The organism is Sediminibacterium sp. KACHI17, assembly GCF_040362915.1.
GTDB lineage: Bacteria > Bacteroidota > Bacteroidia > Chitinophagales > Chitinophagaceae > Sediminibacterium.
This window is the reverse complement of the sequence record NZ_AP029612.1, coordinates 1,488,056-1,503,920: the sequence shown is the minus strand read 5'-3', so window position 1 is coordinate 1,503,920 and position 15,865 is coordinate 1,488,056. Positions and strand designations below refer to the sequence as shown.

Sequence of the window (15,865 nt, the reverse complement as noted above, 5' to 3'; positions counted from 1 at the left end):
TAATATAGACGTAAAACATAAAACCCCGCTCAGCGGGATTCAAATTTGCAGAGAGGAAGGGATTCGAACCCTCGATACGGTTTCCCGTATACACACTTTCCAGGCGTGCTCCTTCAACCACTCGGACACCTCTCTGTATTTATCTATAAATTAATCGAAAGAACTTTTTTGAGGACTGCAAAAATAGCGCTTCGCTCCTCAGTTTCCGAATATTTTTTGCGCATTGGCAGTAGTGATAGCGGCAACATCCTCTAAAGGCACTTTCTTAACCTCTGCCAGTTTGATCGCTATTTCCAGCAGATAGCTGCTTTCATTTCTCTTCCCACGATAAGGAACCGGACTCAGATAAGGAGCATCTGTTTCTAATACCATATGTGCTAAATCAATATTTTCCAAGGCAGCAGGTAACCCGGCATTTTTATAAGTAAGAACACCTCCTATACCTAATAAAAAGCCCATATCAATGATTTGTTGAGCAGATTCATAGCTGCCACTGAAACAATGAAATATGCCTTTCAATCCCTTCTTTGCGTAAGGTTTAACCATATCAATGGTTTCTTGCATGGCATTGCGAGTGTGAATCACAATAGGTTTGTTCATCGATAGTGCCCAACTCATTTGTATATCAAATGCCTTTTTCTGTTCTACTGCGAAAGTCTTATCCCAATAAAAATCAAGACCTATCTCACCTACTGCTACAAAATCTCTTTTGTCAAGCCATTCCTTTACAATAGCTAACTCTTCCTCCACATTTTCTTTCACAGAGCAAGGATGTAGTCCCATCATAGCAAAACATACCTTGGGATAGGCTGCTTCCAGATCCAGCATAGCTTGTATCACTTCACTATCAATAGCCGGTAAATAAAATTTCTCAACACCTGCTTTCTGAGCTCGTTCAATAATATCGGGTATTTCTTCGCCGAATTCAGTTGAATATAAATGACAGTGGGTATCAATCAATATCATCCTGCAAAATTCACAATAAATAACGATTAAGCACAGTATTTAAATTTTTTTCTATCCGTATAAAATAAAAAGACAACACACTGCGTTATTAGTCTCGTATCCCATGAAGCAAAATCAACAGGCGATTTAAAAGATTGATCCCGATTAGATCGGGAAAAGATTGTTTTCATAGGGTACGGATTAAAAGCAGAGCCGAAGTTTCTACTTCGGCTATTTTTTTCCAATCTTCCTCTTTCAACAGGCTTTTTACATTAATATCCCCTTAAATACCGTCAGGTAATATTCCCTTAACATTGGGGTAACATAGCGGTAACATTGCCATAATACTTTTGCGGCAAAATAAACACTGTGAAATCTACGTTCTTAACCCTTTTGTCTTTCCTATTCCTTTCTGTGTTATCTGCTCAAACAGGAACACTTTCCGGAAAAGTAACTTCTGCTTCTAATAATGAAGTACTCACCGGGGTTACGATTTATAATGCTGCTAAAAAGATCAATGTTACCACAGATGTGGAAGGTCGCTTTAGTATCAGACTGGCTCCGGGTTCTTATGAACTCACTTTTTCCCTGACAGGATACAAAACCAAAACGATCAATGAGATCGCTGTAACGAATGGACAGCTGAATGAACTCAATATCGTATTGGTGGAGCAAAAGAAAGAACTGGATGAAGTGGTTGTAACCGCTACACCTGCACGTCGTGAATCTGCCAATGCCGTATTGAGCATGCAGAAAAATAATACCAGTGTATCTGATGGTATCTCTTCTGAGTCCATCAAAAAATCTCCGGATCGTAACGTAGGTGAAGTATTGAAACGTGTTACAGGTACCAGTGTACAAGATGATAAATATGTGATCGTTCGTGGTTTGAATGATCGTTATAATATTGCTACCATCAATGGTGCGGTAATGCCCAGCACTGAACCTGATAGAAGAACTTTTTCTTTTGATGTAGTGCCTTCAGATATGATCGATAATGTTTTGATCAATAAAACCGCCACCCCGGATATGCCCGGTGAATTTTCAGGTGGTATCGTTCAGGTAACTACAAAAGATATTCCTTACAGAAATGCTTTTGGATTGGCATTTTCTACTTCCTTTAATACGATCTCTACCGGAAAAGATTTTAATATCGGTCACAGAGGTAGTCTTGATTATCTGGGTTTCGATGATGGTACCAGAACTTTCCCTTCTCGTTTCCCATCGACCAACAGATGGAGAACACTGTCAATGGATCAAAAGATTCAGGTTTCCAGAAGAATGTACAACACCTATGGTGATGATATCTCCAAAGCATTGCCGGGCTTGAATGCACAAATCAATTTTGCAAAAAAGTTCAATGGTAAAAAAGGCGGTACTTATGGTTTGTTGGGTGCAGTGACTTACAGAAACTCACAGACCATCCAGGTGACCGATAGACAACAATACGGTGATGCTACCGGTACGAATAACCTGTTATTTGACTATGCAGATACTTCTTATTCTTTTAGTACCAGCTTAGGTGCATTATTGAATGTGGGTTATAAAAAAGGCAAGAACAAATTTGTACTGAAGAATCTGTTTAACAGGGTATTTGAAAACAATAATACGATCAGAGAAGGCGCTAACTTCAATGATCTTCAATACATCAACAAGAACAGGATCGCGATCGCAATGATCAAAACGATTTTTAGTTCTCAGTTGGAAGGCGAGCATGCTGTTGGACAAAAGAATGATAAGATCAAGTGGAACCTGAACTATGCTTTTACTAAGAAAGATCAGCCTGATTACCGTTCTCAGCCTTATCAAAAAAGCTTGTCTCAACAAAATGATAAGTCAGTTCCTTATGGTGTTGCGCTAAGAAATACCTATCGTTTCTGGAGTGAACTGAACGAAAATACTTTGGGTGGAAAAGTGGACTACAACAAGCAATTAAATTGGGGTAATACTTCTTCAACTTTAAAAGCAGGTGTACTTGCTCAATATAAAATTCGTGAATTCGATGCGCGTGCATTCCGTTATGAAGCCGCAAGTCCTAATAATTTCAACACAGCTTTGTTGACTTTGCCAGCCGGACAAGTATTCAACGACGGTAGTATGTATGCAGAAGGATTTTACCTGAATGATATCACCAATAATACTGACCGTTACGATGCTAACTCATTGTTGACAGGATCTTACCTGATGTTAGATAATAAACTCAATGAAAAATGGAGATTGATCTGGGGTGTACGTGTTGAAACTTTCAATTATGAAGTAGAAACAGGTAACGTATCCGGAACGAATACCATCATCAAAAAAAATTATCTGGACATCCTTCCATCTGCGAACCTGATCTATAGTTTCAGTAATAAATCAAATCTTCGTTTTTCAGCTTCAAGAACGGTATCAAGACCTGATTTCCGTGAAGTGGCCAACTTCTCTTATTTTGATTTCGTAAGAGCTGCGATCATTCGTGGTAATGGTGCATTGGAGAGAAGTCAGAATACCAATATCGATCTGCGTTTTGAAACCTATCCTCAAAGCGGAGAAGTTCTTTCAGCTTCTTTATTCTTCAAACATTTCAGTAAACCAATTGAACAGCGTATGTCTGGTGAGTCATCACTTGAATATCAGGTGATCACTTACTTCAATCCGAACAATGCATATGCATATGGTATTGAATTGGATCTGCGTAAAAAACTTTCTTTCTTCGGAGAGGGTAAGTTCTGGAATAATACCACTTTCAGCGCAAATACCTCTTTGATCAAGTCAACAGTTGATTTGGATAATTCTTCAAATCCTTATGATATCAAGAGACCGATGCAGGGTCAATCACCTTACCTGGTGAATTTAAGTCTGACCTATGCTGATGCCGAAGCAGATTGGAGTAGCACAGTACTCTTTAACAGAATTGGTCAGCGTATTGAAACTGTTGGAGCATTTGGTATTCCTGATGTATATGAGAATGGAAGAAGCATCCTTGATTTTCAATTAGCCAAGAAAGTGTTGAAGAAAAAGGGAGAGATCAAGATCAATATGGCGAATCTTTTGAACACCAGACAGATCTTCTATAATAACGTAGAGTCTAAGAAGGAAAACAGAGCTTACAAGAGCAGTGAGGACAGGATCCAGTGGAGTAACTTATTCGGAGCCAGCTTTGGTATTGGGTTCTCTTATAATTTCTAGTTCGGCTTGAACATTAGATAGATGTGAGGCTGTGTCAATTTTGATACAGCCTCTTTTTTTGGGCTATGTTCTGTGGTCCATGGTCCATAGTCCATGGTCCATAGACCATAGCCCATTAAACGAATCTTACGAGTGTTATTCCATTTTTAAGACTCTTTCTTTACCATGGACCATGGACCATAAGCCATGGTCCATAAGCCATAACCCATCAACCTGCTACCAGGTAACAATTAGTTAACGCTGCCGTAACATACCCATTACATTAAAGCGATTCTTTTGCAACATAAAAACATTGAAAATGATACGTTCACTTATGATTTCCCGTCTTGCTTTAGTGGCACTTGCTGTAGCTGCTATGACATCATGTTCAAAGAATGAAGAAGAAGATGATATTATCGCACCTCCAGTAAATCCTAATGAGACGATTATATCCGGAACTTTAACTGCTAACAAAACATTGACTGCAGATAAAACATGGACACTGAAAGGTTATGTGTATGTACCGAACGGAATTACACTTACCATCGAAGCTGGAACTACGATCAAGAGTGATAAGACTGAAAAAGGAGCATTGTGTATTGAACGTGGTGGTAAAATTCAGGCCAATGGTACAGTGGATAAGCCTATCGTGATGACTTCAGGACAGGATGCCGGTTCTCGTGCTCCGGGCGATTGGGGTGGATTGATCATTCTTGGTAATGCACCTACCAACCGTTCTTCAACACCTGTGATTGAAGGTGGATTGGATCGTCCTTATGGTGGAACCAACGCTACTGATAACTCCGGTACTTTGAAATACGTTCGTATTGAATATGCAGGTATTGCTGCTTTCCCGGGTTCAGAGATCAATGGTTTGACATTAGGTGGGGTTGGTAGTGGTACTACCATCGAGAATGTACAGGTAGTCTATGGTAACGATGATGCGTATGAATTCTTTGGAGGTAATGTGAACGCTAAATACCTAGTTGCATTTGCAACAGCGGATGATGATTTCGATTTTGATTTCGGTTATACAGGTAAGATCCAATTTGCTGTGGCTTTGCGTGATCCATCATTTGTTGATAATGGTGATGCGGGTAATGGTATTGAAGCCGATAATGATGGTTCAGGTACAACTGCAACTCCATATACACGCCCTGTGTTGAGTAACTTCACTTTTGTAGGTCCGAATAATGCTGCTGGTACTGCAGCTAACCATAACTTTGGTAACAGATGGAGAAGAGCTGTACGCTTTGTTTTGCGTAACTCTATCCTGATGGGTTGGCAGAAAGGTGGTTTCTCTATCGAGTCTGATGGTACTGCAAACGACTACAGCGCTGCTGGTGGTACTTCTGAATTCAAAAATAATCTGGTACATGCAGTTGCGGATCCATACAGAGTGTCTGGTTTAACAGCCGCTACACTGAATGCTGCTGCTATTAGAACCAAAGCTGAATCAGAAGGTTGTAAGACTTATACAAGTGCAGATGATATCAAATTGACATCTCCATTTACTATCACGAATCCTAATCTGTTGCCAGCTGCCGGTTCTGATGCCTTAACAGGTGCTAGTTTCACTGGCTTGGATGCATTCTTTACTACAACAACACATGTTGGTGCATTCGGTACTACCAACTGGATGGCTTCATGGACAAGATTTCCTGCGAAAGGACAATAATTATTGATGGTATATTGAAAACCGCTCTTACGCAAGAGCGGTTTTTTTATTTCTTTGTACTTAAAATAATGATATGCGTTGTTTGCTCACATTATTGATCGCAGTTTGCTTATTTACTGCTTGCCAGTCTGGCGAGAAAAAAGAATCGACCAACGATCAAACTTCAGATTCATTGATCGTTGATCTGCATCCTTTACCTGACATCAAAAAGGTAGATAGTATCGATATGCATTTCTTTCCAGATATCAACGATCAAAAAGTTTATACGCGATTGGGTGTGAATGATACCGGCTTTATTCATCAAATCACGATCAGTGAAATGATGAATGGATTTGCAGTCAACCCATCTTGTGAGTATGATACTAAATTCTTCTGTTTTGCAGGTGGACAAATAGTGAAAACACTATATGTTGCAGCACAAAAGGATAGCTGTCACTATATCGGATATATCAAAAGTGGTGGAGTGGCTGTAAAGATCAAAATGTCTGATTCTACAGCTTTATTTATCAATCAACTCAGAAAAAAGAGCCGATAATACTTTTACCAGTTATTCATTTGTTCCGGCACAATTCTTTCCGGTTCTTCAATGGGATGTTCTTTCCAATCGGGATCATATTTTACAAACCAGCTTAACCAGAGTGATCTTGATAATCGCATGATCAGTGGTTGTATAATGAATAACAACGCAAAAGCGGTACCCATCCAATAAAAGATACGGTTATCATCGATGGAGAATGTCATGCCGATCAATACTTTCCATGCCACAAATGTGGATACAAGAAAAGCCACCGATAAGGCATAACTCACATATCCGGTACCATAATAAAATCCAACCTCGATCTCAGTCGGTTGACTACAGACCGGACACCTTTCATGCATGTCTACATTGGTCTTGAACTTATAAGGTTCCTGACTTTTAAAAATCCTTCCTGTTCTGCATCTTGGGCAACGATTATTCAAAACGCTCCATACATACCAAGGTGTTTTCGATTTGCCGCTCATGTGTTATTGTTTTGAGTTGTAAAGGTAGGGAATAGTCGATGGCTGATAGCTTATAGCTAATAGATCATAGCTACTGGTAAAGAGTGAAAAAAAATATCGCCATATTCTAAATAAAATAAATTATTAGTATTCCGGTTCTACCATGAACTACTAGCTATTAACTATGTGCCGATAGACCTTATGCACCGCTTTTTTCATACCCACATCCTTTTTTTCTCAAAGAAGCATAGATAGCTGTTGCAGCGATGGTGAGTCCGAATAGGGCCGGGGTCCAATCGTGGAAAGCGATAGCGATCCATGTGAAGATGCCGGCTACGAACAACCGTATAATCAAGGGCCAATCCCAATTTTTTATTCGATAAAACATATCAATGATGTTTTGAGGAATAAAGGTCGGATGATCATCAGAGATAAAGCGTGATAAAAGTCATGTCTGAAAAGATCACACAATGATTTTTTCCATCTGCATACTTCTGGATCCCTTGATGAGAAAGTAGGTATTTTGGAAAGCTTGTTCCTGGTACCATTTACCTGCAGTTGTAGCGTCAGGGAAATAGATGTATGGATGTTGTACCTGTGCAAAATCACCGCCCACCAATACAACTTGTTTCCATGCATGTTGATGGATCAGTTCAACGATCTGCTGATGTTCCTGAATACTTTCTTTTCCTAATTCCATCATACCACCGAGCATCAACACTTTTTCTGTCGACGGAAATTTGGCAAAGTTCTCGATCGCAGCGCGCATGCTGGTTGGATTTGCGTTGTAGGCATCTAAAATGATATGATTGCTGCCTTGCTCCAGCATTTGTGATCGGCTATTAGAAGGAGTATATTGTTCGATAGTGGTCGTGATCTTTTCTTCCGGTACGCCAAAATGTTTACCAATAGCAATCGCACATAAGACATTGGGTAAATTGTAGTCGCCTACTAATTGTGTACTGATCACTTTTTTCTCAAGTCCTTTTGTGATACTTACTTCTAAAAAAGGTTCGCTGTTTTTCACTTGTCCGGTAACAGTGCCATTCTGTGTACCATAGATCTGTTTTTGTGTGATACCATTGCTCATGGTGTGGAGATAGTCATAATCATCATACATGAAAATGGCGCCATTGTGTGCTTTGATATAATCAAACAATTCACCTTTTCCCTTTCTTACGCCTTCTATACCTCCAAAACCTTCCAAATGAGCTTTCCCGCAATTGGTAATGATACCGTGTGTAGGTTTGGTGTACACACAATAACCGGCAATTTCCTTTTGATGATTAGCGCCCATTTCTATAACAGCCATTTCTGCATCCTTATGGATACTCAAGATGGTTAAGGGAACTCCGATATGGTTGTTTAAGTTGCCTTGTGTTGTATAGGTCTTGAAATGAGCGGCAAGAACAGCCGATACCAATTCTTTGGTAGTTGTTTTTCCATTGCTACCTGTGATCGCTATAAAAGGAATCTTGAATTGATCTCTGTGATACGATGCCAGATCTTGTAATGCTTGTAAAGTATCCGGAACCAATATCATTCTTTCATTCTTTGTATCCTGTACTTCATCAATGACTGCATAAGCGGCACCAGCTTCGAGTGCTTTAGCTGCAAACAGATTTCCATTGAAGTTGGGTCCCTTTAAAGCAAAGAATATATCCCCCTGTTTGAGTTTCCTTGTATCGGTTTGAATGGAGGGGTTTTGGAGGTAGATATTGTATAATTCTGGGGTTGTCATATGATGTGCAATTTAGGGTAATCGGGTGATTGGGGGATCAGGTAATCAGGTAATTAGATGATCGGGTAATCAGGCTCACAGGATATATATGCGGTCATTAAAAATTACGGCAAATACCTAATGAAGATGATTCTGAAGTATAATAGATTGGTTTTTAAAATATAAGTATGAAGGATTTTAAAACTTTAGAAATATGGAAAACGTCTGTAAAATTGGCGATAGACATCAATGAGCTAACTCAATGCTTCCCTGTCAATGAAAGGTATGCTCTAGCAATGCAAATGAAAAGATGCGGGGTCTCCATCGCATCAAATATTGCAGAAGGTTGTGGACGAAGAACGGTGGCCGATATGCGTCAATTCATTCATATTGCTATTGGTTCCTCTTTTGAACTTGAAACTCAAATAGAGATCGCTTATTTGAGTCATTATATTGATCAAGATATCTATAAAGAGCTGTTATCTAAATTGAAAACTCTTCAGAAAAGAATGATCAGTTTTTTAGGTGGATTGGGGATTAGGTACTAATGGGTGATTGGGATATCAGGATATCGGGTTATCGGGTAATCAGGATATCAGGTAGAGTTGTGTTGATAAACTTATAACCCGATAACCCGATCTCCTGATATCCCGATCTCCCGATCTTCCCAAACAAAAGAGCCATCCCCTTATCAGAGACGGCTCTTTCTATTTTTACCTTTTCCTTCTTAACGTTTGTTTCGGCGAGTTGGGAAGAATTGTCCGGTTTTGGCTTTTCTAGAAATTCCTTCTGCTGCTCCATAATGACTCATGGCACAACGGAAACCGATCGTATTGGTACTTAGATCTTCTTCCAAGAAGCGACGTGCACCCGGACTCAACCAAAATGCGCGGTCGTTCCAGCTACCGCCTTTGTATACACGTGATTTGTCGGATATCAAAGAAGTGATACCATAACCATAATATACAGCACTGGATGAATCACCATCCAAATAGTTGGTGGCATAAGAACGCTGATAGTTTCTTCTGTTACGTAAAGTAGAATCTTCTTCCAATACAGTTTTGATTCGACCCTTATCATCGCGTAAGTTACCTTGGCCACCACTCATATCGATCTTACGGAATTCATTACCACGGAAGGTATTGAAATCATCACCATCCAATGAGTTCAATGGACGATATACATCCGCTACCCACTCACTTACATTACCACTCATGTTATACAAACCATATCCATTCGGTACGAATGAAGTTACTTCTGCCGGAATAGCAGCATTATCATTCAGTCCACCTGCAACCCCCATGTTATCACCGGCACCTCTCTTGAAGTTAGCAAGGAATGCACCCTGATAAGCACTTTTTTGTGTGTATCGAACATTGTCGTATCCATTGTTCTTCCAAGAATAGATCTGCTTGTTAGCGATCAATTCCTCACCTCTCTTAGAACCTTTAGATTTCTTCTGAGGATTCTCTGCGATATATCCATAAGCTGCATATTCCCATTCAGCTTCGGTTGGCAGTCGATAGTCGCCATAAAGTATACCATCTTCAAAAGTTACTTTGGTTCTAGGACGACCATTCGCATCTTTTAAAGGGTTCTTTTTTGAAGTAGCTGTTCTGCCGGGAGTAGCCTGGTACTCATCCATCAGATATGCTTTGGTATTGAAGTTATCCTGACCGGAACCGTTCAATTCTCTTTTGATCTGGTTTCTGGCATCGAGGTATCCTTTGCCCATCAGGGTCAATTCATTCACACGGTCAGTACGCCAGATACAGAAATCTGTTGCTTGTTTCCAGCTTACACCCACAACCGGATAATAGTTGTAGGACGGGTGGCGGAAATAATATTCCACATATGGCTCATTGTAAGCCAGCTCACTACGCCATACAAGGGTGTCGGGTTTGGCTTCTTCCACAATGGAATCCATACCCGCTCCGCCAAATACGTTGGTCAGCCAGTAGAGGTACTCACGATAATGAACGTTGGCTACCTCAGTCTTATCAATAAAAAATGAGTTAACAGTGATACGACGGGGGATGTTATTCCAGTCACCCATCACATCTTCCTGCGCAGCACCCATGGTGAATGTACCACCCTGCACAAATACCAGTCCGGGAGCAGCTTTAATATCTTTGGGCTTGGCAACATTGAAGTTACCCTGATTCTTGTCATTGTAGTTCCATCCGGTAACCGTTGATTTCTCAGGTTTCTTTTTGAAAATCTTACAGGATGACATAGCGCCTGTTAACGTCAACAACAAGAGCAAATTCCGTGTTGTTTTCAATACTTGCATGTGATTCTCGTGTTTGTGGAGTATAGATGTTTCGCTAATGTCTCAATTTACGTATATGCGAATATAGAAGTTTTATGTTTATGGCGATAACAGACCCGGAAATTCTATTGTTAGTAAAAGGCTAATTTTAAAGGGGTTAGGGGTAGGTGATCGGGTAATCGGGTGATCGGGATATCGGGTTATCAGGGAATTAGGCGCAGTATTGTTTATTTTCTGTTTCTGATTCCTTATTCCAAACGTTTCCGGTGTAGGGGTAGTTCTACGGAAAATTGTTGAATTAATGGACAATGCTGTGCTTGGCTGTGCCGAACGCTTTGTCACTCGGTTTTTTTTACCGTAGGGTTACAGAGAATTTAGCGCTGCGTTTCGCAGTGGGGGTTTTGGGCTGATATTTGTATCAATTATGAAAAGAAGCATTGTATTATTCGGGATCGCATTCGTAATGATCACTGTAAGTGGTTATTCGCAGCGGCAGTATGCTTCCTCATCCGTTTTATCATCCGGCAACTGGTTAAAAATAGCGGTGAAAGATGCCGGTGTCTACAAAGTGGATGCTTCTCTTCTCTCCCCTTTAGGAGCCGGGGGCAGCGGGATACCTTCTTCTTCCATTCGTTTCTATGGCAACGGTGGTACCATGTTAGGTGAATCTTGTAATGCGGATTATACAGATGATCTTTTTGAAAATGCCATTCAAGTGGTGGATGGTGGGGATGGCATTTTTAATAATAATGACTATTTCCTTTTTTATTCCGGTGGTAGTGGTCATTGGCAAAAAGACAGCACACAACAAAGTTTTCGCTTTATTAAAAATTTATACAGCGATTCTGCCTATTACTATATTTCCATTGGTGGGGTTGGTAAAAGGATTCAGGAACAAAACAGCTTACCATTTTCAACCATCACCGTTCAATCTTTTAATGAACGAGCTGTTGTAGAAAATGATCTGGTGAATTTGATCGGCAGCGGAAAAGAATGGTATGGAGAAAAATTTTCTTCCGCTTCATTATCCAAAACTTTTACTGTTAACTGGCCGAATACGATCACGCAACAGCCTTTTCGTGTCAGGGCTTCTTTTGCTTCGCGAAATGTTGGTGCTACAGCTTCTATGCAAACAACGGTCAATGGTACATCGTCAACTCCATTGGTCTTCCCGTCAGTCACAGGAACTTTTTTGGATCGTTATGCAGTGCATGCAGAACAAGAGCAATCATACAATACGGCACAATCATCTACCATCCTTCGTTTTGATTACCAGTCAACCGCTGCAGGGGCTGAATGTTGGCTGAATAAATGGGAAATGTTTGGCAGAAGGGCACTCATCAAACAAGCGGATCAGGTTTTATTTTTTCGTGATTGGTCATCTGTCAGTAACGGTGCGATCGCAAGGTTTGAACTATCCGGTGCCACGACGTCTTTAAAAGTGTGGGATATCACTTCTCCGTTGGTTCCTGTGGCGATGCGTAATTTATCTGTAGGCAATTTCATCTTTCATCAAGATGCGAGTCGTTTGAGAGAGTATGTTGCATTTACAGATGCACAAACACTTACACCTACGGTGATCGGTAATATCGGTAATCAAAATCTACATGGGGTCACTGTTCCTGAATACCTGATCATCACACATCCTTCTTTTCTTACAGCAGCACAAAGACTAGCGGCTTTTCATCAGCAACAATATGCTCGTTCTGTACGAGTGGTTACCACAGCGCAAGTGTATCAGGAATTTGGCAGTGGTATAGCCGATCCTGCTGCGATCCGTGACTTTGTGAAAATGATGTATGATAAAAACAGCCATACGCTGAAATATCTTTTACTGTTTGGCAGTGGTTCATATGATCCACGCAATCGTGTCGCGAATAATTATCGTTTTATTCCTACGCATCAAAGCAATCAGTCGCTTGATCCTATTTCGAGTTATACTTCTGATGATTTTTTTGGGATGTTGAATGATACCGTGGATATCAATCGTGGCAATGCTTTGCAGGCTTTAGATATTGCGGTAGGAAGAATACCTGCACGCAATTTGAGTGAGGCGAATACGATGGTGAATAAGATCATTCGTTATCATGATCCATCACGATTTGGGGAATGGAGGAATCGATTGTTATTTATTGCAGATGATCGTGATCAAAATCTTCATTTGAATGATGCGGAAGGTGTGTCGGCCAATGCAAAGAACACATTCTTTCAAACACAGAAAATTTATCTGGATGCTTTTCCATTGGTGAGTAGTAGTGGCGGTGCTCGTTATCCTGCAGTGAATGAAGAGATCGTCAATCGAATGAACCAGGGTGCATTGATCGTGAACTATAGTGGCCATGGTAACCATATTCGTTTGGCTGATGAAGCGGTGTTCACTACTGAAGAAGCCGGTCGTTTACAAAATGCAGCAAAATTACCTTTGATGGTAACAGCAAGTTGCGATTTTTATCCGTTCGATGATCCTTCCAAAAATGCATTGGGTGCTCAAATGTTAACGGGCGATTCTACCGGCGCGATCGCTTTATTGAGTACTGCCAGATTGGTATTGGCTGCCAGTAATCGCATCATCAATGAATATTTTATCCAACAAGCCGTAAAGCCGGATCCGGTGAGTCAACAGTATCTATCATTGGGCGAAGCTTTTCGAAAAGCTAAAAACCTGGCGGTGATACAGTCCGGAGAAATTTTGAATACCAGAAAATTCATTTTGTTGGGAGATCCTGCCATGCGTTTATCCTTTCCTATGCATCGTGTTCAATTGACGGCAGTGAATGGAAAGGCGTTGACAACGAATGACACTTTGAAAGCATCATCTCGATATATCCTTGAGGGACAGGTCACCGACAATGCCGGTAACCGTCTCAAAGATTTTACCGGAACCATGGAAGCCATCATTCAGGATAAGCCGCGGAGTATTGCTACGTTGGGCAATGAATCTGGTAGCTTTATCACACGTTTTGATCAGCAAGCGGCTGTATTGTTCAAAGGTGTTTTTTCTGTTGATACGGGTTTTTTTCGGATCGAAGTGATCTTGCCAAAAGATGTGAGCTTCCAACCCGGAAAAGGTAAGATCAGTCTCTATGCGTATGATGCAAAGCGTGATGCTATTGGTGCTGATACGAATCTCGTCATCATCGGTAGTGATCAATTACTGACGGATAAAACAGGCCCAGCCATTCGTTTATACCTGAATGATCTCCAATTCAAGAATGGCGGACTGACACATGAAACCCCTTTATTGATCGCTCAGTTATCTGACAGTTCGGGGATCAATACATCGGGGAATGGGGTTGGACATGATATCACGCTGGTCATCGATAATGAGTTCAGGAATCAACGGGTATTGAATGATCTTTTTGTGGCGGATAGAAACAGTTGGTCATCCGGTACACTGCAGTTTCAATTGCCTGTTCAAAGCGCTGGTCCGCATCAATTGCGATTCAAAGCCTGGGATGGTGCCAATAATTCCACGGAAGCGATACTGGATTATGTGGTGGTGAAACAATCACAATTGAAGATCACCAAAGTGATGAACTTCCCCAATCCGTTCTTTGACCGTACCCGTTTCTCCTTTGAACACAATCAACCGAATACAGACTTAAAAGTTGATATCTACATTTATCAGTCATCCGGCAGACTTGTTAAAAGGATCTCCAAAATGCTGAATACAGCAGGTACCAGAAATATTGAAATAGAGTGGGATGGAAGGGATGAATCCGGACGAAAAATCCAAAAAGCTGTTTATATTTACAATATGGTTGTTCAATCCGGCACCCAAAAATCTTTTCATGCCGGACAACTTATTCTTCTTTAATTGACTCTATGGTTTGAATTTTACGCATTAGCTTATAGCAAATAGATCATAGCATATAGTAGTATGTTTCTGTTATTATTATATGCTATGATCTATATGCAATCAGCTATCTATTAGACAGTGTTTGAATCCCGAACTTTTAAAATAACTTGCTTCATGCTATTTACTTCAAAGAAAACCCTGACAGCCATTGTTGGATTGATGTTGTCTTATGCTTCTATTGCACAGGACTCTGTTAATATCGTTTCTACTGCTGTTCCTTTTTTGCGTATTTCTCCGGATGCACGTGCGGGTGGTATGGGTGATGTGGCGATCGCTACTGCGCCTGAAGCCAATGCACCTTTTTGGAACTTATCGAAAGTGATGTTTGCTCCGCGTAAATCAGCGATCGCGGTGAACTATACACCTTGGTTAAAAGATCTGGGTCTGAATGATGTGTATCTCGCAAGTATGGCCGGTTATCACCGTTTGGATAATGAGCAGGCGATCTCTTCTACACTTCGCTTTTTTAGTTTGGGGAATATTCAACTAACAGACTTTTCGGGTAATGTCTTGAATTCGGTTAGACCCAGTGAATTTGCTTTTGATCTGGGTTATTCCAGAAAGCTGAATGAGAAGATGAGTATTGGTGTGGCATTGCGATATATCAATTCAAGACTCGTAGTAGGGGATGTGGGTACAGGAGTTGTGTATAAAGCTGGTAATGCGGTAGCAGGTGATGTGTCGCTTTATCACAATGGCTTGAATGAAGATGGAGAAGGGTTTAACTGGGGAGTGGTATTATCTAATTTGGGTAGTAAGATCGGTTACACCAATGATGCAAGGAACAAAGATTTTATTCCGGCCAATTTGGGTATCGGTGTTTCGTATACCAAAGTGATGGATGAGAACAATAAGATCAATTTTGCCCTGGATATGAATAAGCTATTGGTACCTGCACCACCGGTAGCTACCGGAAATTTCACCACCGATTCAACCAATCTATCCAACTATCGAACTACCGGTGTGGTGAGTAGTTGGATGAAGTCTTTTGGTGATGGAACCGGTTTTGGTAAGTCACTGCAGGTATCCATCGGAGCAGAGTATAGTTACAATAACCAATTCTTTTTCCGCAGTGGTTATTTCTATGAAAATAAGAATCGTGGTAACAGAAAATATTTCAGCGTAGGCGCCGGTTTCCATTTAGACTTTATGGATATCAACTTCTCATATCTAGTGCCTTCCGGTAGTGGTGTAACACGTAATCCGCTTTCGAATACTTTAAGGATAGGTGTGGTATTTAGTCTTGAGCCTAAGGAGTAAGGT

11 protein-coding genes and 1 tRNA gene are annotated in these 15,865 nt (G+C 40.7%); 6 read left to right on the top strand and 6 right to left on the bottom strand.

What is annotated here, in order from left to right; genetic code table 11:
• Positions 1 to 48 precede the first annotated feature (48 nt).
• Both ABXG83_RS06590 and ABXG83_RS06585 read right to left on the bottom strand, forming a co-directional pair.
• A tRNA-Ser gene (locus ABXG83_RS06590) sits at positions 49 to 135 on the bottom strand.
• A gap of 63 nt (positions 136 to 198) precedes the next feature.
• Positions 199 to 966: a TatD family hydrolase gene (locus ABXG83_RS06585; protein WP_353550693.1), complete on the bottom strand. Its 768-nt coding sequence runs from the start codon at positions 964 to 966 to the stop codon at positions 199 to 201.
• 348 nt (positions 967 to 1,314) lie between these two features.
• On the opposite strand from ABXG83_RS06585, the gene ABXG83_RS06580 reads away from it, so the two are divergent.
• From ABXG83_RS06580 to ABXG83_RS06570, 3 genes are all read left to right on the top strand, one after another.
• On the top strand, positions 1,315 to 4,113 hold the full coding sequence (locus ABXG83_RS06580; RefSeq protein ID WP_353550692.1) for a TonB-dependent receptor: 2,799 nt from the start codon (positions 1,315 to 1,317) through the stop codon (positions 4,111 to 4,113).
• Between the two features lie 298 nt (positions 4,114 to 4,411).
• Complete coding sequence (locus ABXG83_RS06575; protein ID WP_353550691.1) at positions 4,412 to 5,770, top strand: hypothetical protein; 1,359 nt, start codon at positions 4,412 to 4,414, stop codon at positions 5,768 to 5,770.
• Between the two features lie 73 nt (positions 5,771 to 5,843).
• Positions 5,844 to 6,305 (top strand): hypothetical protein, encoded by a 462-nt coding sequence (locus ABXG83_RS06570; protein ID WP_353550690.1) that lies wholly within the window; start codon positions 5,844 to 5,846, stop codon positions 6,303 to 6,305.
• Between the two features lie 5 nt (positions 6,306 to 6,310).
• On the opposite strand, the gene ABXG83_RS06565 is transcribed toward ABXG83_RS06570, so the two are convergent.
• The 3 genes from ABXG83_RS06565 to murF form a co-directional block, all read right to left on the bottom strand.
• The gene (locus ABXG83_RS06565; protein ID WP_353550689.1) at positions 6,311 to 6,772 is read right to left on the bottom strand and encodes a DUF983 domain-containing protein; all 462 of its coding nucleotides are present in this window, start codon (positions 6,770 to 6,772) and stop codon (positions 6,311 to 6,313) included.
• 178 nt (positions 6,773 to 6,950) lie between these two features.
• A complete protein-coding gene (locus ABXG83_RS06560) occupies positions 6,951 to 7,139 on the bottom strand; it encodes a hypothetical protein (protein WP_353550688.1) in 189 nt (62 codons plus the stop codon).
• Positions 7,140 to 7,214: 75 nt separating this feature from the next.
• A complete protein-coding gene (murF, locus tag ABXG83_RS06555; protein ID WP_353550687.1) occupies positions 7,215 to 8,492 on the bottom strand; it encodes a UDP-N-acetylmuramoyl-tripeptide--D-alanyl-D-alanine ligase in 1,278 nt (425 codons plus the stop codon).
• Positions 8,493 to 8,659: 167 nt separating this feature from the next.
• On the opposite strand from murF, the gene ABXG83_RS06550 reads away from it, so the two are divergent.
• Positions 8,660 to 9,019 (top strand): four helix bundle protein, encoded by a 360-nt coding sequence (locus tag ABXG83_RS06550; RefSeq protein ID WP_353550686.1) that lies wholly within the window; start codon positions 8,660 to 8,662, stop codon positions 9,017 to 9,019.
• 179 nt (positions 9,020 to 9,198) lie between these two features.
• Here the strand turns inward: ABXG83_RS06550 and ABXG83_RS06545 are convergent, their stop codons facing one another.
• Positions 9,199 to 10,764 carry an SUMF1/EgtB/PvdO family nonheme iron enzyme gene (locus ABXG83_RS06545; protein ID WP_353550685.1) on the bottom strand — a complete coding sequence of 522 codons (1,566 nt, stop codon included), beginning with the start codon at positions 10,762 to 10,764 and terminating at the stop codon, positions 9,199 to 9,201.
• 403 nt (positions 10,765 to 11,167) lie between these two features.
• On the opposite strand from ABXG83_RS06545, the gene porU reads away from it, so the two are divergent.
• Positions 11,168 to 14,560 carry a type IX secretion system sortase PorU gene (porU, locus tag ABXG83_RS06540; RefSeq protein ID WP_353550684.1) on the top strand — a complete coding sequence of 1,131 codons (3,393 nt, stop codon included), beginning with the start codon at positions 11,168 to 11,170 and terminating at the stop codon, positions 14,558 to 14,560.
• Positions 14,561 to 14,716: 156 nt separating this feature from the next.
• A complete protein-coding gene (porV, locus tag ABXG83_RS06535; RefSeq protein WP_353550683.1) occupies positions 14,717 to 15,862 on the top strand; it encodes a type IX secretion system outer membrane channel protein PorV in 1,146 nt (381 codons plus the stop codon).
• The last annotated feature ends 3 nt before the right edge of the window (positions 15,863 to 15,865 follow it).

Excerpts from the sequence above, each read along its gene's own strand:
- porV (WP_353550683.1), top strand. The coding sequence starts at position 14,717 with ATGCTATTTACTTCAAAGAAAACCCTGACAGCCATTGTTGGATTGATG.
- ABXG83_RS06565 (WP_353550689.1), bottom strand. The coding sequence starts at position 6,772 with ATGAGCGGCAAATCGAAAACACCTTGGTATGTATGGAGCGTTTTGAAT.
- ABXG83_RS06575 (WP_353550691.1), top strand. The coding sequence starts at position 4,412 with ATGATACGTTCACTTATGATTTCCCGTCTTGCTTTAGTGGCACTTGCT.
- porU (WP_353550684.1), top strand. The coding sequence starts at position 11,168 with ATGAAAAGAAGCATTGTATTATTCGGGATCGCATTCGTAATGATCACT.
- ABXG83_RS06550 (WP_353550686.1), top strand. The coding sequence starts at position 8,660 with ATGAAGGATTTTAAAACTTTAGAAATATGGAAAACGTCTGTAAAATTG.
- ABXG83_RS06570 (WP_353550690.1), top strand. The coding sequence starts at position 5,844 with ATGCGTTGTTTGCTCACATTATTGATCGCAGTTTGCTTATTTACTGCT.
- murF (WP_353550687.1), bottom strand. The coding sequence starts at position 8,492 with ATGACAACCCCAGAATTATACAATATCTACCTCCAAAACCCCTCCATT.
- ABXG83_RS06560 (WP_353550688.1), bottom strand. The coding sequence starts at position 7,139 with ATGTTTTATCGAATAAAAAATTGGGATTGGCCCTTGATTATACGGTTG.
- ABXG83_RS06545 (WP_353550685.1), bottom strand. The coding sequence starts at position 10,764 with ATGCAAGTATTGAAAACAACACGGAATTTGCTCTTGTTGTTGACGTTA.
- ABXG83_RS06585 (WP_353550693.1), bottom strand. The coding sequence starts at position 966 with ATGATATTGATTGATACCCACTGTCATTTATATTCAACTGAATTCGGC.